Raw genomic sequence first — 20234 nt, 5'->3', positions numbered from 1 at the left:
CTCAGGGGAGATCTTCCGATGCAGAACGCGCTTCTGATCGGCTTGTCACGGCAGATGACGTTGGAACGGCAGATGGATGTCATCGCCAACAACGTCGCCAATGCCAACACCAACGGCTTCAAGGCCGACCATTCGCTGTTCGAGGAGTATCTCAACTCGAACGCGCGTGAGGACAATTTCGTCGGTTCCGACCGCCGGGTCTCCTATGTGCAGGACCGCGGCACCTTCCGCGACGTCGGCCAGGGGCCGATGGAGCCGACCAACAACCCGCTCGACATGGCGATCGACGGCAACGCCTTCTTCGCGGTGCAGGCCAACGGCGCCGAGCGCTACACCCGCGACGGCAAGTTCTCGCTCAGCAGCACCGGCCAGCTCGTCACCTCCGACGGCAACCTCGTGCTCGGCACCGGCGGCCCGATCACCTTCCAGCCGACCGACCACGACATCAATATCGCCCCCGACGGCACCGTCACGGTGCTCGAGGGCACGGCCAAGACCGACTCGATCCGCGGCAAGATCCGCATGGCCTCGTTCGACGATCCGGCCAGGCTGACCAAGCTCGGCGCCAACCTCTACAGCGCCGGCTCCGCGACCCAGCAGGCCGACACCAAGTCCACCGTGCGCCAGGGCTACATCGAGAAGTCGAACGTGAACTCGGTCGGCGAGATGAGCCGCATGGTCGAAGTCATGCGCAGCTACACCGCCATCGCCAATCTGCTCCAGCAGCAGAGCGACCTCCACAAATCGGCGATCGAGAAGCTCGCCGACGTTCCGGCCTGATTAGGGGACCACTGACATGCAAGCGCTCCACACCGCTGCGACCGGAATGGCGGCCCAGGAACTCAACGTCCAGGTCATCTCCAACAACATCGCGAACCTGCGCACCACCGGCTTCAAGAAGCAGACCGCGGCGTTCCAGGACCTGATCTACGAGCACGTCCGCCGCGTCGGCGCGCAGGCCTCGGACCAGGGCACCATCCTGCCCGTCGGCGTGGACATCGGCGGCGGCGTCAAGACCGTCGGCACGCCGCGCAGCATGACGCAGGGCACGCTGTCGCAGACCGGCAACGATCTCGACCTCGCGATGTCGGGCGAAGGCTTCTTCAAGATCCTGATGCCCGACGGCACCTTCCAGTACACCCGCGACGGCACCTTCCAGATGGACAACCAGGGCCGCGTCGTCACCGCGCAGGGCAACCCGGTGCAGCCGACCATCACCATCCCGAACAACGCCTCCGGCATCTCCGTCAGCGAGCAGGGCCAGGTCTCGGTGACGCTGCCGGGCTCGTCGACCTCCTCGATCATCGGCCAGATCGGCGTGACCCGGTTCATCAACAAGGCGGGTTTGCAGCCCGTCGGAAGCAACCAGTTCACCGAAACACCCTCCTCCGGCCCGCCGCAGGACGGCACCGCGAATGCCGAAGGCTACGGCAAGATCACGCAGGGCAGCCTGGAGCAGGCCAATGTCGACGTCGTCTCGGAGATGAGCGACCTGATCGCCGCGCAGCGCGCCTACGAGATGAACGCCAAGGTCATCAGCGCCGCCGACCAGATGATGCAATCGACCACGGCGCTATTCCGCTGAGGCAATGACGATGATCCGCACCACCCTCGCCACGATCTCCGCTCTCCTGCTGCTGGCGCTGCCGGCGCAGGCCGCCGACGACGTCATCGCGGCGCCGACGCTGCGCGCCAGCGTCACCGTGACCTCCGACGTGGTGCGGGTCGGCGATCTCATCGACAATGCCGGCTCGGCCGCGCTGATCCCTATCTACCGCTCGCCCGATCTCGGCACCACCGGTGCGCTGCCGGTCGCGCAAGTCCTGTCGGTGTTGCGCGCAAAGCAGGTGATCGGCGTGATGACCGGCGACATCAGGGAAGTCCAGGTCACCCGCCTCGCCCGCACCCTCGCCAACAAGGACCTCGAAAACGCGGTCGCCTCGGCGCTCGAGCGCCGCTTCGGCCTTGGCGATGCCGCCAACATCACCGTCACCTTCGACCGCGGCGTCGCCGACATGCGGCTGGACGCCTCCAACACCGGTGCGCTCCAGCCGGTGGCAACCCGTTACGACGCCCGCAGCGGCCGTTTCGACATCGCCTTCGAGATCAACAACGACAACAATCCGGCGCCGACCAAGCTGCGCTTCACCGGCACCGCGATCGAGACCGTGGAAGTGGCCGTGCTGACGCGCGACATCGACCGCGCCGACCTCCTGAAATCCTCCGACGTCACGCTGGAGCGCCGGCCCAAGGCCGAGGTCACCGGCGAGGCAGCCTCGCGCGACCGCACCATCGGCATGCAGCTGCGCCGGCCGATGCGGGCGGGCACGCCGATCCGGGTCGCCGACATCGTCAAGCCCGACTTCGTGCAGCGCGACCAGAACGTCACCATCATCTACCAGGTGCCCGGCCTCTACCTCACCACGCGCGGCAAGGCGATCGAGAGCGGCGCCGAGGGCGACACCGTCAGCGTGCTCAACCTGCAATCCAAGCGCACGCTGACCGGTGTCGTCACCGGCCGCGGCCAGATCACGGTCCAGGGCGCGAGCCAGTCCGCGCCGATGCCGCCCGCGGTCGAGCAGACCTCCTCCCTCAAGCGCGACGAAGCACCCGCACCCGTCGATACTGCAGCTCTCGTCCGGAACCTGGTCCAGGCCCCCGCGTCTCCGGCCCAGATCGCACAAGCCCAGATCCCGCAAGCCCGCATCTCGCAAGCTCCAGCCAAGTCAGAGTAAGTCATGTCCATGTTCAGTTCGGCTTTCCGTCCTCGTCGCATCGCGATTTCCGCCCTGCTGCTGGCAATTGGCGCGCTGGCAAGCGGCTGCTCCTCGATCGACCGACTGTCGCAGATCGGCGAGCAACCGAAACTGTCCGCGATCGACAATCCGACGACGCAGCCCGGCTACAAGCCGGTGCAGATGCCGATGCCGAAGCCGGAAGTCGCCTCCTACAATCCGAACTCGCTGTGGCGCAACGGCAGCCGCGCGTTCTTCAAGGACCAGCGCGCCCACCAGATCGGCGACCTCCTGACCGTGACCGTGAACATCACCGACAAGGCCAATATCGAGAACGACACCCAGCGCAGCCGCACCAACAAGGAAGACTCCGGGATTACCGACTTCATCGGCGCGAAGACCATCACGCAGGCCAACAAGATCCTGCCCGGCCGCATCCTCACCGCCGACTCCACCGCTTCCAGCGAGGGCAAGGGCAGCGTCGACCGCAAGGAAGCGTTGCAGACCAACGTCGCCGCCGTCGTCACGCAGGTGCTGCCGAACGGCAATCTCGTGGTCGAGGGCAAGCAGGAGATCCGGGTCAATTTCGAGATCCGCGAGCTGATCGTGGCCGGCATCGTCCGCCCCGAAGACATCCAGAGCGACAACACCATCGATTCCACCAAGATCGCGCAGGCCCGCATCGCCTATGGCGGCCGCGGCCAGATCATGGACGTGCAGCAGCCGCGCTACGGCCAGCAGGTCATGGACGTGCTGCTGCCCTTCTAAGCCTCTCCCGAGCTCCCACATCGTGTTCGCGAACCTAGGCGCGAACGACGATGTACTACGCGGCCCTTGCTAGCTCCCCTGGCAAGGGCCGCATGTATTTTGCAACTGCGAGAGTGTCTACCACCGCCACGAAACGGCATGATTAATTGAACTTACGGAAGACCGCCGCGGCACATATTGAGATTGCACTCAATATCCGATCCAACTAAAGGTGAAAATCTTATCTGAAGCATTCATCGAGATTTGGATTAGGATTTTGCACATGGCAATCAAGTCGGAAGCAAAACTACACCCACTCCGAGTCGCCGCGAGAAAGGCAACCGAGTTTGTCAAACCCTATGAACGCGAGACCGTGTTTGAGCTCTTGGAACAAGCCGGATTTGACCTCAGCGAATGGGGTGAAAGCGAACTAGGCAAGAAAGCCGCGTCTAATCCGAAGTATTGCTACAATTGGTCTTTCGAACAGCCCGGCACAGCCATCGCCGTTTGCATTTGGTATGATGAAGTTTCCAGCCACGGGAACGAACCGTACTACGCAGGTAACATGAGGCTCGAGCGAAAAAGCCAAAATCCGATCAGCGCAAGAATCTGGACTCGCCGTGCAAATGCAGTCGATCGGCATTTGCGCACTGCCTACCTCGACCAATTGCCCGTCCGCGCACTGCTTCTCACAGGGCTTCGTCGAAATGCGCTCGATCATAACGCCAAAGCATCGCGCGTTCAAAATCGACGTCTTGATAGAATCCCGTGGGCCGTGACCGAATACGATATGGAAACGGGTGACTTTGTCATCACGCGAGGCGCCAAGCCAGTTGCCCCCTCTGAACTGCCTCACGACGAAGAACTCGAATCTTTTAGCGAAGGAGAGCCCCGTCGATCCTTTCGCAATCACCGACACCGTGAGCGGCGTGCGCGCCGTGCCAAACTTCAAGAAGCCGTCCGTCTCAAGGGGCGGCTAATTTGTGATGTCCCAAACTGCGGTTTCGATTTTCAGGAACGTTATGGATCGCTAGGCGAGGGGTATGCACAAGTTCACCACTTAAAACCTCTCGCGAGCCAAACTTCCAGCGGCACCAAAACCAAGCTTTCGGACCTAGCTGTAGTTTGCGCAAATTGTCATGCAATGATCCACGTAGGCGGAGAGAATCGCCCTTTGGAAGGCCTCATTCCCGATAATTGAATTTATTAGATCGCGATCATGGCGATTGCGAGCGTAGCGAAGCAATCCAGACTGCCGCCGCGGAAAAGATTCTGGATTGCTTCGTCGCATCAGCGCAAAATTGCTGCGCAATTTTGTCGCGGGCTCCTCGCAATCACGGAGAATGTTGGAGCGCTATGCGCCCTCACGTAAACTTCGCCTCCACCACGCCCAGCCCGTCCAGCTCCATCCGCACCTTGTCGCCGGCCTTCAGCCACAGCGTCTTCACCAGGCTTCCCGTCAGCACGAGCTGTCCCGCGTGAAGACCCTTGCCCTCGGCGGCGAGATGATTGGCGAGCCAGGCGAGCGCGTTGTGGGGGTGGCCGAGCACGTCGGCGCCGGTGCCGTGGCTGACCTCCTCGCCGTTGACGATGGCGCGGCCCTTGACCGCCGTCAGGTCCGGCACCGACGAGCGCGGAACCGACGGCCCCAGCACGCAGCCGGCGGCGAAGAAATCGTCGGCGATCAGCGTCGGCGCGCCCATCGTCTCCCACTTCACGTAGCGGTCGTCGACGATCTCGATCGCGGGATGATAGGCCTCGACGGCCTCGCCGACCCATTCGGCCGTGAAGGGCGCCTCGCCGGCAGCAAGGTCACGCTGCAGCCGCACCGCGATCTCGCATTCGACGCCGACACGGACATATTTGGAGGCCGCGAGCTTCACCCCGCTGTCGTGCACGCCTTTCTGGAACACGCCGCCGCCGCAGGGATGCGGGATGCCGATATAGTCCTGCATCACCTGGCTGGTGCAGCCGATCTTGTAGCCGACGAGCGGCCCGGCATGCGGCAGCAGGAGGTCGTGCAGCGCGCGCTGGACCAGGTAACCCTCGGCCTCGTCGGCCGGTGGAACCTCGAGCGCTGCAAGCGGCGCATGGTTGCGCCGCGCCAGTGCGATCGCCTTTGCGGCTTCGAGAATGTTGTCCATCGGCGCCGCCTCCCACGCTACGCAATCGAGGATAGCACTTCAGCACCCCTGCTCCGGCCTGACAAGCGCGGGCGGCCGGCGGCTTCACGCCTTGACGAGGCTAAGCCGGATCAGGCTCTCGGCCGTCGCGAGGATCGCCGCATCGTTGGAACGCGCCTGCCAGCCGAGCAGCGACCGCGCCTTGGCGTTGGTGGAATGCCGCACCCTGCCGAGCATCGGCACGACCGCACGCAGCAGCGGAATCCGGTTTGCGGCCAGGCGCACCAGCCAGTCCGGCGCCTGAAGCCGCGGAACCCGGCGCGCCCTCGGTCCGAGTTCCCGCCGCAGCACCCTGGCGATGTCCAGGATCGACATCGTCTCGCCGGAGACCGCGATGAAACGCTCGCCTTTCGCCTCAGGCGCCGTCATCGCCCGCAAATGCAGGTCGGCCACGTCGCGCACGTCGACCACGCCGAAATAGACCCGCGGCACCGCCGGCATGGCGCCGTCGAGCAGCGATTTGACGATCTCGATCGACCCGGAGAAGTCCGGCCCGAGCACGGGACCGAAAATGGCGGCGGGGTTCACGACCGAGAGCTCGAGCCCGCCGCCTTCGCGCGCGACGAAATCCCAGGCCGCCCGCTCGGCCAGCGTCTTGGATTTGATGTAGGGCTGCACGTCGGCGCCTTCGAGATTGGTCCAGTCGGTCTCGTCGAACGGCTTTTCCCGCGGCTTGTGGCCATACCCGATCGCACCCAGCGACGAGGTGATCACCACGCGCCTCACGCCGGCCTCGCGGGCTGCCCGGAGCACTCGCAGCGTGCCGTCGCGGGCCGGGATGATCATCTCGTTCTCATCCTTGGGAACACTGGTCGAGAGCGGCGAGGCAACATGGAGAACGTAGTCGCAGCCCGCGACGGCCTCCCCCCACCCCTCGTCCCGGACGAGGTCGGCGGTGAAGAAGGACAGGCTCTCCGGCGAAACGGCCCCGCCCTCGCGCAGCATCGCCAGCACATCGGTCTGGCGCTCCGGCCGGCGCACCGTCGTCCGCACCGTGTGGCCGGCGGCCAGAAGTTGCAGGATGACATGGATGCCGACGAAGCCCGACCCGCCAGTGACCAGAACAGTGCTCATTGCCAAACTCCCCTCGTGCGCAGGCTGGGCGAATTGGTTCCGCCACCCTGCTCAAGGCCGCATCTGGTCACTATCTCCCAGGGAGCAAGTAGAATGGATTTCGAGACCGGTATGCAAAACCTGACCAGCGTTTGCGACGGCGACTGCGATTGCAGCCCCGACCCTGCCCTGCTCGCCGACTTCAAGCGGGCCATCCACGCCCTCGGCGGCAAGTGGAAGCTGGAGATCCTGTTCGCGCTGATGAACGGCGCGGTTCGTTTCGGCGCATTGCGGCGATCGATCGGCGGCATCACCCAGCACATGCTGACCACGCAACTGCGCGAGCTCGAGCAGGACGGCTTGGTGTCGCGGACCGTCTTCGCGGAGAAACCCTTGAGGGTCGAGTACGAGCTGACGGATGCGGCCTACGGCCTGCTGCCGGCGTTTAAGGAAATATTGAGCTGGTCCAAGCTTTATGGGGACGCGCGCCTTGTGGCGTCGCAGCAGGCCTGATTGCAGCGATGCTTGATGCAGCTGGATCGGCGTCTCAGCGTTCGAGTCGATCCCGTTGATGCGACTCGCAAAATCTCCCGCACCTGAAGTGAAGGCTGTTTCTCATCCGAACTCACGTGAGCTCGGAGGAATCGAGTCTAGCCCATTGATCACGATTCACTTTTCGCGATTGCGCTCGCGCGTCGAAGCGCGGCGGCAAGCGACGGGCAATATGCTGACCGCGGCGCGAAATGGCGCCTTGCGTCCAAAAACAAAGAGCCGCATCGCTGCGGCTCTAACTCTATTCGTCCCGGTAAACCTTCTCGCGTTTCTCGTGTCGCTCCTGCGCTTCCACCGAGAGCGTCGCGATCGGCCGGGCCTCGAGCCGCTTCAACGAGATCGGCTCCCCGGTGTCCTCGCAATAGCCATAGGTGTTGTCCTCGATACGCTGGAGCGCGGCGTCGATCTTGGCGATCAACTTGCGCTGGCGGTCGCGGGCGCGGAGTTCGATGGCGCGGTCGGTTTCGGACGATGCCCGATCGGCGAGATCGGGGTGGTTCACGTTCTCCTCCTGCAGGGCTTGCAGGGTGAGCTTGGACTCTTTGAGGATCTCATCCTTCCAGGCAAGGAGCTTCAACCGGAAGTACTCCTTCTGCCGGTCGTTCATGAAAGGCTCTTTTTCGGTCGGTCGGTAGTTTTTCAACTTTTCCAAGGGCGGCCTATCTGTCTAAGCAACGACTCGCAAACGGAACGGGGTCCGTTGAGCGGGGCGTTATATAGCGGCCTCCTGTGACAGACAATATTTCCCTGCACGCCCAGCTGGCGCACCCAAGCCCTTGCACAGGAAGGTTTATCCTGGAGGGCCTGGGGGCGGCCGAAGGCCTAGTAACCGACCGTGAAACGCTGCCTCAAATGGGCCGGCCGCTCGATCTCGTCGGCCAGCGCAATGGCGTAGTCGGCGAAGCTGATCCAGCTCTTGCCATTCGCATCTGCGAGAAGCTGATCGGTCCCGAGCCGGAACTTGCCCGTGCGCTCTCCCTCGACGAACAGCGCCGATGGCGAGATGAAGGTCCAGTTCAGGTCCTTTTCCTGGCGCAGCAGATCGAGAAAGGCAGAGCCTGCCTCGGCCTCGGCCTTGTATTGGGCCGGAAAACCGGGGGTTGTAACCAGCTTTACGCCAGGAGCGACCTCCAGGCTGCCGGCCCCGCCGACGACGAGGTAACGGCCCACCTTGGAGTCCTTGGCTGCCCCGATCAATTTGAGCGCGTCGCTGGCCAGGAAGTGGACGGAACTCACGGCGACGTCGTGCCCGGCCCACAGCTTGGCGAGGCCCGCCTGGTCGAGCACATCTCCCTTGGTCGGTGTGACGTTCGGCAGGGCCGCGATCTTCTCGGGGTTCCGGGCGATGGCCGTGACGCTATGGCCGCGGCGGGACAGTTCCTTGGTGATCTCCGACCCGGCACGGCCCGAGGCGCCGGCGATTGCGATTTTCATGGAAGGCTCCTTTGCTTCTATAGTAACTAGCGGTGACTAGATATCGCAAAGAATGCTGGTGTTAAGAGAGCACTTTGTGCTTACCTGCTTACGCAGGAGTAACCGGCAAGCGAGCCGGCAAGCGACTTCAATGGATCGAGGACCCGACGATGAAGCCCGACGTCTATGCAGCGAACTGCCCCACGCGCCAGATCCTCGATCGCATCGGCGACAAATGGGCGGTGCTGATCCTCCTGCTGCTGCGCGGCGAGCCCATGCGTTTCAATCAGTTGCGCCGCACGATCGAAGGCATTTCGCAGAAGATGCTGAGCCAGGTTCTCAAGTCGCTCGAACGCGACGGCCTGATCAAGCGCCGCGCCATCGCGACCGTACCGGTGACGGTGGAATATTCGATCACGCAGCTCGGGCTGACACTCGCCGCTGCCGTCGATCCGCTGCGCGATTGGGCCGAGGAGAATCTGAAGGACGTGCTCGCCGCCCAGCGCCGCTACGACGCGCAGAAGGAGGAGGAAGCGGCGTGAGCAGGTGCGAAGAACGCTGATAGGAGTCCCGTCATCCTGAGGTGCGAGTGGCGCGATGCAAGGCATCGCGCCGGGAGCCTCGAAGGATGCACGGCCGAGAAGTAGTCGGGCCGTCGCCCTTCGAGGGCCGCTGAAGAAGCGGCCACCTCAGGGTGACGGATCACTCTTAAGCCTGCCCGGCCTTGGCGAGCTCGACCTCGACGCGCAGCTCGATCTCGGACAGCACGGAATCGAGACCGGGATCGCCCGAGGACGATTTCAGGTTCGCCGCAGCGTCGCGCAGCCGCATCACGGTGGACGCGTCGAGATTGCCGGACAGCAGCCCCATCTTGAGATCCTCGAGCACGTCGAGCGCGGTCTTGCCGCGGGCGACCGAGCGCTTGCGGCGCTCGACCGGATCCTCCTCGATGCCTTGCAACGCGAGCAGCGCATCGATGTTGGCGGCCGCTTTCGGCGCCGCGGCGGCCCGCGTCTCCTGTGCCGACGAGGTGTCGGGCAAGACGAAGGTGCCGGAGCCCGTCCGCCTGGCCTGGCTGGCCGGCGTTCCAAGCGTGGTGCCGTTCGGTCCGTAGATGCGCATCGCAGCAATCCGGGTGATCGATGCGTCACATTCGCTGTTTTATGGTTAACGGCGCGTAAACAGCCCGGCAAAATCTGCCGACAGGCGGCAGTTTCGCTCCTCAGGGACAACGTCCGCTGACACCGGTCGAAACAGATTTATTCAACCTAAACAGCGACCTACCCCCACTGCCCCGCGTTGGCACAGCCCTCGCAAGGAAAGCGTCGGACCAGCTCGTCATGGGAGTGTCGAGGATGGTCCGAGATTTGAGGAGCCTCGGGGAGCAGAGGATGCCAGGCGTTCGTTGGGTGAGGATTGTTGGGGTGGCCTGCGCCGCGCTGTCAGCGCTGACGCTGTCGGTCACGTCCGCAAGCGCGACCTCGCGCATCAAGGACCTCGCCAATATCGAAGGCGTGCGGCAGAACCAGCTCATCGGCTACGGCCTCGTCGTCGGCCTCAACGGCACCGGCGACACGCTCAACAACATCCCCTTCACCAAGCAGTCGCTGCAAGCGATGCTCGAGCGCATGGGCGTCAACATCCGCGGCGCCACCATCCGCACCGGCAACGTCGCCGCCGTGATGGTGACAGGCAACCTGCCGGCCTTCGCCACCCAGGGCACGCGCATGGACGTCACCGTCTCCGCGCTCGGCGACGCCAAGAACCTCCAGGGCGGCACCCTGCTCGTCACGCCCCTTCTCGGTGCCGACGGCAACGTCTATGCGGTCGCACAGGGTTCGCTCGCCATCTCCGGCTTCCAGGCCGAGGGTGAAGCGGCGAAGATCGTGCGCGGCGTTCCAACGGTGGGGCGCATCGCCAACGGCGCCATCATCGAGCGCGAGATCGAGTTCGCGCTCAACCGGCTGCCGAACGTGCGGCTCGCGCTGCGCAACGCCGACTTCACCACCGCCAAGCGCATCGCGGCGGCCGTCAACGACTATCTCGGCGTCAAGACCGCCGAGCCGATCGATCCCTCGACGGTGCAGCTTTCGATCCCGCCCGAGTTCAAGGGCAACGTCGTCGCCTTCCTCACCGAGATCGAGCAGCTCCAGGTCGATCCCGATCTCGCCGCCAAGATCGTCATCGACGAGCGCAGCGGCATCATCGTGATGGGCCGCGACGTCCGCGTCGCCACTGTCGCGGTGGCGCAAGGCAACCTCACCGTCACGATCTCCGAAAGCCCGCAGGTGAGCCAGCCCAATCCGCTGTCCCGCGGGCGGACCGTGGTCGCGCCGCGCAGCAGCGTCAGCGTCACCGAGGACGGCAGGAAGTTGGCGCTCGTCAAGGATGGCGTCTCGCTCCAGCAGCTCGTCGACGGCCTCAACGGCCTCGGCATCGGCCCCCGCGACATGATCAGCATCCTGCAGGCGATCAAGGCCGCCGGCGCGATCGAAGCCGACATCGAAGTGATGTGATGCAGACGAGCATGATCAACACCCCGCGCGCCGCCACCTCCTCGGCCTTCTCGGTGGAGAGCCGCAACGGCCGGCCCGACTTCGAGCTCGCCGCCGCGCTGCAGAAGGTCCCGCCGCAGCAGCAGGCCAAGGCGCAGAAGACCGCCACCGATTTCGAGGCGATGTTCCTCAACAGCATGTTCTCGCAGATGACCACGGGCCTGAAGGGCGAAGGCCCGTTCGGCGACACACCGGGCACCGGCGTATGGCGCTCGATGCTGACCGAGCAGTATTCCAAGAACTTCGCCAAGGCCGGCGGCGTCGGCGTCGCCACCGAGGTCTACCGCACTCTCATCATGCAGCAGGCGAAAACCGTCCGCACGGCATAAGGTCAAACGAGATGAACCAGTTCACCGCCTCACGTCAGCCGATGCAAGCGCAGCGCCCGAACACCGCGCCCGGCAACGCCGAGGCGCGCAAGCTCGCCGAAGACCTGATGGATGCGATGAACGCCCTGCTCGGCCTGATCGAGCGCGAGACCGAGCTCGTGCGCGCCGGCAACGTCCGCGAGGCGATGACCCTCGAGAGCAGGAAGCAGGAGCTGTCGCGAAACTATGTCGGCGCCGTCAGCCGGTTGAAGGCCAGCCAGGCCCAGCTCGCGAAATCCGCGCCCGAGCTGCTCTCGACGCTGCATCGGCATCACGATGCGTTCCGCGCGATGCTCCAGGTCAATCTCACCGTGCTCGCGACCGCGCACGCGGTCTCCGAGAGCGTCGTACGCGGCGTCAATGCCGAGATCCAGAAGCGCAACGTGCCGAACACCTATACGGCCGCAGGTCGCCGTGCCACTCCGGGCCCGCGCCACATCACCCCGCTCACGGTCAGCCGCTCGCTCTGAGCGCGCGCAAAACAAGCGACAATTTTACGAAAAACCGCGCGGCGATATCGTCGCGCGGTTAGTCACGTTTCCTTACCGGGTCTTCAATCCTGGTGTTCCATGGTTGCGCATTGAGAGGGGTTGGGATTTGACTCGGACGAGGCAACCAGGAGGCTGCCATGAGTACAGATTTCAGCATCAGGCCGGTGGGGATACCGGCCCCCGCGCAGATCATAACGACGTCGAATGCGGCGGCGAACGAGGCCGTGCAAACTGATTTGCCGGTGAGCCAGACGGTCGCCGCGAGCGATACGAGCGCGCCCGTGCGCAATGATTTGCCGAACAACGAGAACATCTCGCGGCAGGTCGTGTTCGACCAGGCTGCCGCATCCTTCGTCTTCCAGGTCGTCAACGACAGGACCGACGCCGTGGTCAATCAGTTCCCCGACGAAGCGATGCTGCGCCGGCGAGCTTATTTCCATGCAGAGGATCTGAAGTCCAAACCCTCGCGTCCGCTCAATACGGACCTCAGCGCCTGACGATCAGGCGTCGCGCGTGGCAACCGCTGTGTCGAGATAGGTCGCGCCGGTCGCAGGATCGGTGACGACGTTTTTGATCTGGGCCTTGCCAACGTCAGTCAGCGTAAACTTGGTATTCCCGAAGCGGAACGAGCTGTCCTCGATCGGCACCTGCCGGTGTGGGACGTCCCGGTGCTCCCGTCGTGGACCTGCGCGCGGAAGGCGCTGACCGGCGAGAGGTTGAGCGGGAATATCTTGCCATCGGAATAGGTCCCGGTCCGCCGCCCTGGTAGAGCGAGGAATCGGCCGGGACGTATGTCGACGAACCCGATGGGCTGGAACGAACGTTCGACTTATGCGCGGTCGACACAATGCTCATGATGTCGGCCACGACGGGCCTCCATCACGGCCGCCCGGATAGACCCGCAGCGATATTGCGATTGATCTCGATCAGCGGGCGGAAGTGATCGAACTGCGGGCTCATCTGCAGCGCCGCGGTCTGGCTCAGCACGAACACGCTGATGTTGGCGATCTTCTGGCGGACGTCGATCGGCTGCGGATTGTTGTCGCGCATTGCCTCGCTCAGGAAGATCGTCCAGAGCTTGCGGTTGAACATCAGCGCCTGCATGGTCTGCTCGCTGAGCGGATCAGCGTTGTTCACCGCATCCTGGAGCTTATTGGCGGCCTTGAGCAAGGTCTGCGCCTCGATGTCGCGAGGAGATGCAGTGGTCGTTGCAACACGCGCGTAAGCCGAGGCAGCGGAATTCGACATCAATCACACCCTGGAGGTTACCTAGCCCGTTGAACGCGCTTAAGGATTTCTTTCCCAACCCTAGGCAGCACCGCTTAAGATTTGCTTACGTGTGCGCTTGGAAGCACTCCGGATAATTACGGGTCGCGGAGGTCTTCGTCACGCAACGCTAGATGCACGCACACACGCTGTAAACTTGCTTCGCGTGATGGGCATCAATCTCAGCTAATCCTGCCTTAGCGATCTCCGTAAAAAGAACGGCGGAGCGTTAGCCCCGCCGCGATATTTCAAGTAGCGATCTTTCGCTGCGAAATTAGCGGAGCAGCTGCAGCACGCTCTGCTGCGACTGGTTGGCCAATGACAGCGCGGAGACCGCGATCGACTGGCGGGTCGACAGCGCCTGGCTGTTGGCCGCTTCCTCGTTGGTGTCGGCCAGCGTCAGGTTCGATGAGCCGGTCTGCAGCACGTTGATCAGGTTCTTGGAGAAGTCCTGGCGCACCTGCACGATCGAGAGGTTCGAACCGAGCGCCGAACCTTCCGAGCGCAGCGTGCTCGAGGCCGCGTTCAGGCTGGTCAGCACCTTGTTGGTGGCGCCGTTGTCGATGAAGTCGACACCGTTGACGAGGTTGCTGAGGCCGAGGCCGGCCGCATTGAACACCACGCCGTTGATGCCGAGCGTGGAGCTGCCGGTCTCGTTGAAGACGAGCTTCAGCGTGTCGCCGTTGAGCAGGTTGACGCCGTTGAAGGAGGAGTCCTGCGACGTCGTGTCGATCTGCGCCAGAATGTTGTTGAACTGGTTGACCAGATTCGAGCGCGCCGTCTGCGCGACCGGATCCTGAACCGGCGGCTGCGCGGTGGTGAAGGCCAGAACACCGGTGATCGTGCCGCCGACCGTGCCGCCCGCAGTCGTCGAACCGAGCGTCGAGGAGGCGTATTCGTTGACGGTGGTCACCGTCAGCAGGCCATTGGCGTCGATCGTCGCCGTCAGGTGGTTCGCCTGAAGCTGCGCGTTGAGCTGGTCGAGCGTCTTGACGGTGCCGTTGGTGCCGTCGCCGAAGGTGACGTTCACCGGCGTGCCGCCGTTGAAGGAGGTGAAGGTCAGCGTCTTGCCGCTGACACCACCAACACCGGAGGTCCGCGCCGCGGTGAAGGCGGTCGCCGTTCCCGTGTTGCCGCTGAGGCCGAACGCGTGGAGCGCATTGCCGGTGCCGGTGATCGACAGGTCGGCGTTGACGCCGGTGGAGAGCGCAAGCTGGCCGCTGCTGTTGACCGACGACGGGATCTGGCCCGAAGTGGTGGTCAGCGACGCTGCGCCGTTGAAGATGCTTGCGGTCTTCACGCCGGTGGCAAGGTCGATCGAGTTGAGCAGGTCGGTGAGCGTTGCGCTCTGGATATAGACGGTCGAGTTGCCGTTGCCGTCCGTGACGATGTTGCCGTTGACACCACCCGAGGTCACGCTGGCCGCCGATTGGGGCGTCTGGGCGTTCTTGAAGGTGATGGTGTGACCATCGATGTTCAGCGTCGAGCCGTCCTGGACCAGGGTGCCCAGCGAGCCCGAGGTCGTCGACCGGTTCGCGGTCACGTTCGCATTGCCCGCGCCGGTCGCCGTGGTCAGACCGAGCTTGTTGAGGAAGTCAGCCTTGCCGGTCACACTCAGATCGGCGCCGGTCGAGCTCTTCAGCGTGACCTGGCCGCCGCCCGAGATGGACGATGCCACCTGAAGCGTGCCGATCGGACCGGTCGAACCGCTGACCGCGATGGCCGCCGCGCCTGCGCTGATGGTTGCGGTCTTGACGCCGCTGGCGAGGTCGATCGCGCTGAGGACGTCGTTGACGGTCGCTCCGGGCGCAGTCGGTGTTCCCTCATAGACGATCGAATTGCCGTTACCGTCGGTGGCGATGTGTCCGCTGGCGTTGAGGCCCCAGCCGGTCGGTTGCGTGGTCGGAGCGATGCCGGTGCGGAAGGTGATGGTCTTGCCGTTCACCGTGATGGTGTCGCCGTCCGCGGGCGGCGCGCCGAAGGTGGTGGATGCCGTGGTGCCGACCAGCGTGGCGGTACCGGACAGTACGGTGGTGCCGTCGGCGGCGGTCGCGGCAAAACCGACCGCCGAGCCCGCGTTCGAACCCAGTGAGGCGCCGAGCGCGGCAGTCCCCGTTACCGGGGTCACGCCACCGGGTGCGCCGGTGTAGAGCACGTTGCTGTTCGCGGTTGCACTCGCATAGGAGGTCGTTCCGCGCAGGTCCGCGGGCGTCGCACCGGGAATCGTGGTGGAGACGTTGGACTTAGTGGAGTAACCGACCGTGGTCTGCAGCGCCTGGTTGGCGATCGATTTCGCGCTGTCGATCAGCTTCTGCAGCGAGGTGATGCCGGTGTTGGCGGCCTGGAGCACCTGCACACCGTTGTTGATGCCGTCGAGCAGGTTGCTGATGTCGCTCGCCCGGTTGTCCAACCCCTGCGCGGTGAAGAAGTTGGTGGGATTGTCGAGCGCCGTGTTGACCTTCTTGCCGGTTGACAGCCGCTCCTGCGTCGTGGCCAGCAAGTCAGCCGTCGACTGCAGCGACAACAGGTTCTGGCGAACTGACGCCGAGAGAACGATGTTGGACATTGGCGAGTCTTCCTCTTGAACCGGATACGAATCGGCCACGCGGTCTCGAAAGCGGGCTTTGGTCCAGTTTTAGGAGGTGTCCTTTAAAGTATGGTTAACGCCGGTTTAAGCGATAGGGTTAATGGCGAATGAACGCCCCTGCCCGCCTCCGGACGCAAAAAAGAGCGGCGGGGCCAATGGCCCCGCCGCCCGATTTTATGTAGCTATTCCAGCTACTTGTTAGCGGAGCAGCTGAAGCACGCTCTGCTGCGACTGGTTGGCCAGCGACAGCGCGGAGACCGCGATGGACTGGCGGGTCGACAGCGCCTGACTGTTGGCCGCCTCGACGTTGGTGTCGGCCAGGGTCAGGTTGGACGAACCGGTCTGCAGCACGTTGATCAGGTTCTTGTTGAAGTCCTGGCGGATCTGCACCACCGAGAGGTTCGAGCCGAGGCTCGAGGCCTCCGAGCGCAGCGTGCTCGATGCGGCGTTCAGATTGGTCAGCACCCTGTTGGCGGCGGCGTTGTCGATGAAGTCGACACCGACTGTCAGCGCGGCGAGGCCGAGACCCTTGGAGTTGTAGGTCACGCCGGTGATGTTCAGGCTCGACTTGCCGGTCTCGTCGAACACCAGCTTGAGCTGATCACCATTGAGCAGGTTGACGCCGTTGAACGAGGAGTCCTGCGAGGTGGTGTCGATCTGGTTCAGGATGTTGTTGTACTGAGACACCAGGTTCGCACGGGCCGTCTGCGCAACGCCATCCTGGACGGGGTTGGAAGCCGTCGAGAAGGTCAGCGCCGAAGTCAGCGTGCCGCCGATCGCACCACCCGCCGCCGTCGAACCGAGCGTCGACGACGCGTAGTCGTTGGACGCCGTGATGGTCAGCAGGCCGTTGGCGTCGATCGTGGCAGCCAGGTTGTTGGCCAGAAGCTTGGTGTTGAGCTGATCGAGCGTCTTGACCGTGCCGTTGGTGCCGTCGCCGAAGGTGACGTTGACCGCCGTGCCGCCGTTGAAGGAGGAGAAGGTCAAGGTCTTGCCGGCGATGCCGCCGATGCCGGAGGTGCGCGCCGCGGTGAAGGCGGTGGCATTGCCGGTGTTGCCGGCGAGGCCGAGCACGTTCAACGCATTGCCGGTGCCGGTGATCGACAGGTCGGCGTTGATACCGGTCGAGATCTTGAGCTGACCTGAGGTATTGATCGTCGAGTTCGACTGGCCGGTGGCGGTCGCCAGCGTCGCGGTGCCGTTGGCGTTGATCGTCGCGGTCTGCACGCCGGTGGCAAGGTCGATCGCCTTCAGCACGTCGTTGACCGTGCCGGCCTGCAGATAGACCGTCGAGTTGCCGTTGCCGTCGGTGAGGACGTTACCGCTCGTACCATAACCGGTCGGAACGCTCGGCGCACCGGTCGAGCCCGGGATCGGCGCGTTCTTGAAGGTGATGACGTGACCGTCGACGTTCAGCGTCGCCCCGTCCGCGATGGTCGCGCCGAGCGAGGCCGCGCTCGTGGTCCGGTTGACGTTGACGGTGGCGTTGCCGGCACCCGTGGACGTCGTCAAGGCGAGGGCCTTGAGCAGGTCGGCCTTGCCGGTGACGCTCAGATCCGCACCCGTCGAGCTCTTCAGCGTGACGGCGCCGCCAGCAGCGGTCGAAACGAGACCACCTGGTTGGCTGGCGCTCACGGCGATCGTCGCAGCGCCCGCGGTGATGGATACCGTCTTCACGCCGCTGGCCAGATCGATCGCGGACAAGAGATCGTTGACGGTCGCCGCCGGAGTGCCCGCGGTGCCGAGATAGACGGTGGTGTTGCCGTTGCCGTCGGTGACGAGGTTGCCGCTGACGCCCGAGCCGGCCGGAACGGCGGTCGACGCCGGAGCCGCGCCGCTNCGGAACGTGATGGTCTTGCCGTTCACGGTCAGCGTGTCGCCGTCGGCAGGCTGGGCGTTGCCGAGCAGGCCGGACGCAGTCGTGCCGTTGGTGGCGATCAGGGTGATGGCGCCGGTCAGNGCCGTGGTGCCGTCACCGGCCGTTGCGCCAGTGCTTGCAAAGGAGCCGATGGTGGCGCCGAGCGTCGTGGTGCCGGTCGCCGCCGTCGTGCCGCCGGCCGTGCCGTTATACAGCACGTTGCTGCTCGCGGTCGCGCTGGCGAAGCTCGTCGTGCCGCGCAGGTCGGCCGCCGTCGCACCCGAGATGGTGGTGGAGACGTTGGACTTGGTGGAGTAGCCGACCGTGGTCTGNAGCGCCTGGTTGGCNATCGACTTGGCGCTGTCGATCAGCTTCTGNAGCGANGTNANGCCGGTGTTGGCAGCCTGCAGCACCTGCACGCCGTTGGCGATGCCATCGAGCAGATTGTTGATGTCGCTGGCGCGGTTGTCGAGCGACTGTGCCGTGAAGAAGTTGGTGGGATTGTCCAGGGCCGAGTTGACGCTCTTGCCGGTCGACAGACGGTTCTGTGTGGTGGCGAGGAGGTCGGCGGTGGACTGGAGAGAGAGCAGGTTCTGACGAACCGACGCAGAGAGAACAATACCTGACATGACTCTTACCCTTCTGGCTTACGCGTCTTCGTTCGATCGCTTCGGATCGAGTGACGGGGCCAGCGTGCCGCGACATGGCTAACAAAGGGTGAAACGAACATCGCCTGCATAAGCGCCGGTTCACCATAAGCGGGCGGGAAGCGCAGGGTGAGATGGCAATCAGCCTGAAATCATTGGCAATTCTTCGCGCTTACGCTCCATTAACCATAACCGCTGGTTACTTTTCAGAGTGTCGCCTGCCCTCTCGAAACCTCGAGTGACGAACGAAAAAAAGCGGCGGGGCCGAAGCCCCGCCGCCTTGTTGGTTTGCGATGTCTGCCGCTTGTTAGCGGAGCAGCTGCAGCACGCTCTGCTGCGACTGGTTGGCCAGCGACAGCGCGGAGACCGCGATCGACTGGCGGGTCGACAGCGCCTGGCTGTTGGCCGCCTCGACGTTGGTGTCGGCCAGCGTCAGGTTGGACGAACCGGTCTGCAGCACGTTGATCAGGTTCTTGTTGAAGTCCTGACGAACCTGCACGATCGTCAGGTTCGAACCGAGGCTCGAGGCTTCCGAGCGCAGCGTGCTCGACGCGGAGTTCAGGTTGGTCAGCACCTTGTTGGTGGCGGCGTTGTCGATGAAGTCGACGCCACCGGTCAGCGCGGCGAGGCCCAGACCCTTGGAGTTGTAGGTCACGCCGGTGATGCTCAGNTTCGACTTGCCGGTCTCGTCGAACACCAGCTTGAGCTGGTCGCCGTTCAGCAGGTTGACGCCGTTGAACGAGGAGTCCTGCGCCGTGGAGTCGATCTGGTTCAGGATGTTGTTGTACTGAGACACCAGGTTCGCACGCGACGTCTGGGCAACCGTGTCCTGGACGGGGCTGGAAGCCGTCGAGAACGTCAGCGCTGTCGTCAGCGTGCCGCCGATCGCACCACCCGCGGCGCTCGAACCGATGGTCGAGGACGCGTAGTCGTTGGTGGTCGAAACCGTCAGCAGTCCGTTGGCNTCGATCGTCGCGGTCAGGTTGTTGGCCTGAAGCTTGGTGTTGAGCTGATCGAGCGTCTTGACCGTGCCGTTGGTGCCGTCGCCGAAGGTGACGTTGACCGCCGTACCGCCGTTGAAGGAGGCGAAGGTCAAGGTCTTGCCGGTAAGGCCGCCGACGCCGGAGGTGCGCGCCGCGGTGAAGGCAGTCGAGGTCCCGGTGTTGCCGGCGAAGCCCAGCGCATTCAGCGCATTGCCGGTACCGGTGATCGAGAGGTCGGCATTGACGCCGGTCGAGAGCTTGAGCTGGCCCGAGGCGTTGATCGACGAGTTGGTCTGGCCGGTGGCGGTCGCAAGCGTCGCGGTGCCGTTGGCATTGACCGTGGCAGTCTGCACGCCGGTGGCAAGGTCGATCGCCTTCAGCACGTCGTTGATCGTGCCGGCCTGCAGATAGACCGTCGAGTTGCCGTTGCCGTCGGTGAGGACGTTACCGGAGGCACCGAAGCCGCTCGGAACGCTCGGCGCACCGGTCGAGCCCGGGATCGGCGCGTTCTTGAAGGTGATGACGTGACCGTCGACGTTCAGCGTCGAGCCGTCCGCGATGGTCGCACCCAGCGAGGCCGCGCTCGTGGTCCGGTTGACGTTGANGGTGGCGTTGCCGCCGCCCACGGCTGTGGTCAGGCCGAGAGCCTTGAGCAGGTCGGCCTTGCCGGTGACGCTCAGATCCGCACCCGTCGAGCTCTTCAGCGTGACGGCGCCGCCAGCAGCGGTCGAGACCGCAGCACCTGGCTGGCTGGCGCTCACGGCGATCGTCGCAGCGCCGGAGCTGATGGATACCG

General features: G+C 64.2%; 21 protein-coding genes. 11 read left to right on the top strand and 10 right to left on the bottom strand.

Annotated features, from left to right (window positions below):
- The first annotated feature begins 18 nt into the window (after nt 1–18).
- The 5 genes from flgF to A3M7_RS47955 all read left to right on the top strand — a co-directional run bounded on the left by flgF (nt 19) and on the right by A3M7_RS47955 (nt 4683).
- Nucleotides 19–780 carry a flagellar basal-body rod protein FlgF gene (gene flgF, locus A3M7_RS0137805; RefSeq protein ID WP_027548516.1) on the top strand — a complete coding sequence of 254 codons (762 nt, stop codon included), beginning with the start codon at nt 19–21 and terminating at the stop codon, nt 778–780.
- A 16-nt stretch (nt 781–796) separates the two neighbouring features.
- Entirely contained in the window at nt 797–1585 is a 789-nt protein-coding gene (flgG, locus tag A3M7_RS0137800) for a flagellar basal-body rod protein FlgG (RefSeq protein WP_027548515.1), read from the top strand.
- A 10-nt stretch (nt 1586–1595) separates the two neighbouring features.
- The gene (gene flgA, locus A3M7_RS0137795; RefSeq protein ID WP_027548514.1) at nt 1596–2735 is read left to right on the top strand and encodes a flagellar basal body P-ring formation chaperone FlgA; all 1140 of its coding nucleotides are present in this window, start codon (nt 1596–1598) and stop codon (nt 2733–2735) included.
- 3 nt (nt 2736–2738) lie between these two features.
- Complete coding sequence (gene flgH, locus A3M7_RS0137790) at nt 2739–3503, top strand: flagellar basal body L-ring protein FlgH (protein ID WP_027548513.1); 765 nt, start codon at nt 2739–2741, stop codon at nt 3501–3503.
- 262 nt (nt 3504–3765) lie between these two features.
- The gene (locus A3M7_RS47955) at nt 3766–4683 is read left to right on the top strand and encodes an HNH endonuclease (RefSeq protein ID WP_156937111.1); all 918 of its coding nucleotides are present in this window, start codon (nt 3766–3768) and stop codon (nt 4681–4683) included.
- 163 nt (nt 4684–4846) lie between these two features.
- Here A3M7_RS47955 and A3M7_RS0137780 read toward each other — a convergent pair whose 3' ends face one another.
- A complete protein-coding gene (locus tag A3M7_RS0137780) occupies nt 4847–5626 on the bottom strand; it encodes a 2-keto-4-pentenoate hydratase (RefSeq protein ID WP_027548511.1) in 780 nt (259 codons plus the stop codon).
- Between the two features lie 84 nt (nt 5627–5710).
- On the bottom strand, nt 5711–6739 hold the full coding sequence (locus A3M7_RS0137775; RefSeq protein ID WP_027548510.1) for an aldehyde reductase: 1029 nt from the start codon (nt 6737–6739) through the stop codon (nt 5711–5713).
- A 93-nt stretch (nt 6740–6832) separates the two neighbouring features.
- Here A3M7_RS0137775 and A3M7_RS0137770 point away from each other — a divergent pair, with 93 nt between their 5' ends.
- A complete protein-coding gene (locus A3M7_RS0137770) occupies nt 6833–7231 on the top strand; it encodes a helix-turn-helix domain-containing protein (protein ID WP_027548509.1) in 399 nt (132 codons plus the stop codon).
- 280 nt (nt 7232–7511) lie between these two features.
- On the opposite strand, the gene dksA is transcribed toward A3M7_RS0137770, so the two are convergent.
- Nucleotides 7512–7877, bottom strand: coding sequence for an RNA polymerase-binding protein DksA (gene dksA / locus A3M7_RS0137765; RefSeq protein WP_008554760.1), 366 nt, complete (start codon nt 7875–7877; stop codon nt 7512–7514).
- 215 nt (nt 7878–8092) lie between these two features.
- Nucleotides 8093–8704 carry an NAD(P)-dependent oxidoreductase gene (locus tag A3M7_RS0137760; RefSeq protein ID WP_027548508.1) on the bottom strand — a complete coding sequence of 204 codons (612 nt, stop codon included), beginning with the start codon at nt 8702–8704 and terminating at the stop codon, nt 8093–8095.
- A gap of 149 nt (nt 8705–8853) precedes the next feature.
- Here A3M7_RS0137760 and A3M7_RS0137755 point away from each other — a divergent pair, with 149 nt between their 5' ends.
- Nucleotides 8854–9225 carry a helix-turn-helix domain-containing protein gene (locus A3M7_RS0137755; RefSeq protein WP_027548507.1) on the top strand — a complete coding sequence of 124 codons (372 nt, stop codon included), beginning with the start codon at nt 8854–8856 and terminating at the stop codon, nt 9223–9225.
- 166 nt (nt 9226–9391) lie between these two features.
- Here A3M7_RS0137755 and A3M7_RS0137750 read toward each other — a convergent pair whose 3' ends face one another.
- Entirely contained in the window at nt 9392–9805 is a 414-nt protein-coding gene (locus A3M7_RS0137750; protein ID WP_027548506.1) for a flagellar assembly protein FliX, read from the bottom strand.
- 269 nt (nt 9806–10074) lie between these two features.
- Between A3M7_RS0137750 and A3M7_RS0137745 the strand changes: the two genes are divergently transcribed.
- The 4 genes from A3M7_RS0137745 (at nt 10075) to A3M7_RS0137730 (ending at nt 12594) form a co-directional block, all read left to right on the top strand.
- On the top strand, nt 10075–11199 hold the full coding sequence (locus A3M7_RS0137745; protein WP_027548505.1) for a flagellar basal body P-ring protein FlgI: 1125 nt from the start codon (nt 10075–10077) through the stop codon (nt 11197–11199).
- Entirely contained in the window at nt 11199–11567 is a 369-nt protein-coding gene (flgJ, locus tag A3M7_RS0137740; protein ID WP_027548504.1) for a flagellar assembly peptidoglycan hydrolase FlgJ, read from the top strand. The genes A3M7_RS0137745 and flgJ overlap by 1 nt, the downstream gene beginning before the upstream one ends.
- 11 nt (nt 11568–11578) lie before the next feature.
- A complete protein-coding gene (locus A3M7_RS0137735; RefSeq protein WP_027548503.1) occupies nt 11579–12076 on the top strand; it encodes a hypothetical protein in 498 nt (165 codons plus the stop codon).
- Nucleotides 12077–12234: 158 nt separating this feature from the next.
- Nucleotides 12235–12594: a hypothetical protein gene (locus A3M7_RS0137730; protein ID WP_027548502.1), complete on the top strand. Its 360-nt coding sequence runs from the start codon at nt 12235–12237 to the stop codon at nt 12592–12594.
- Nucleotides 12595–12597: 3 nt separating this feature from the next.
- Here A3M7_RS0137730 and A3M7_RS51450 read toward each other — a convergent pair whose 3' ends face one another.
- From A3M7_RS51450 to A3M7_RS0137705, 5 genes are all read right to left on the bottom strand, one after another.
- Nucleotides 12598–12744, bottom strand: coding sequence for a hypothetical protein (locus tag A3M7_RS51450; protein WP_371090251.1), 147 nt, complete (start codon nt 12742–12744; stop codon nt 12598–12600).
- A 232-nt stretch (nt 12745–12976) separates the two neighbouring features.
- On the bottom strand, nt 12977–13345 hold the full coding sequence (gene flaF, locus A3M7_RS0137720; protein WP_008554779.1) for a flagellar biosynthesis regulator FlaF: 369 nt from the start codon (nt 13343–13345) through the stop codon (nt 12977–12979).
- Between the two features lie 292 nt (nt 13346–13637).
- A complete protein-coding gene (locus A3M7_RS0137715) occupies nt 13638–15929 on the bottom strand; it encodes a DUF1522 domain-containing protein (RefSeq protein ID WP_027548501.1) in 2292 nt (763 codons plus the stop codon).
- Nucleotides 15930–16148: 219 nt separating this feature from the next.
- Nucleotides 16149–18437, bottom strand: coding sequence for a DUF1522 domain-containing protein (locus A3M7_RS0137710; protein WP_027548500.1), 2289 nt, complete (start codon nt 18435–18437; stop codon nt 16149–16151).
- A gap of 325 nt (nt 18438–18762) precedes the next feature.
- Nucleotides 18763–20234 (bottom strand): DUF1522 domain-containing protein (locus A3M7_RS0137705; RefSeq protein WP_027548499.1); only part of this gene is annotated, 1472 nt, incomplete at its 5' end.

It is taken from the genome of Bradyrhizobium sp. WSM2254 (genome assembly GCF_000472645.1).
Taxonomy (GTDB): domain Bacteria; phylum Pseudomonadota; class Alphaproteobacteria; order Rhizobiales; family Xanthobacteraceae; genus Bradyrhizobium; species Bradyrhizobium niftali.
Note: the sequence above shows the minus strand (reverse complement) of the source record. Positions and strands in the feature narration are given on the sequence as shown.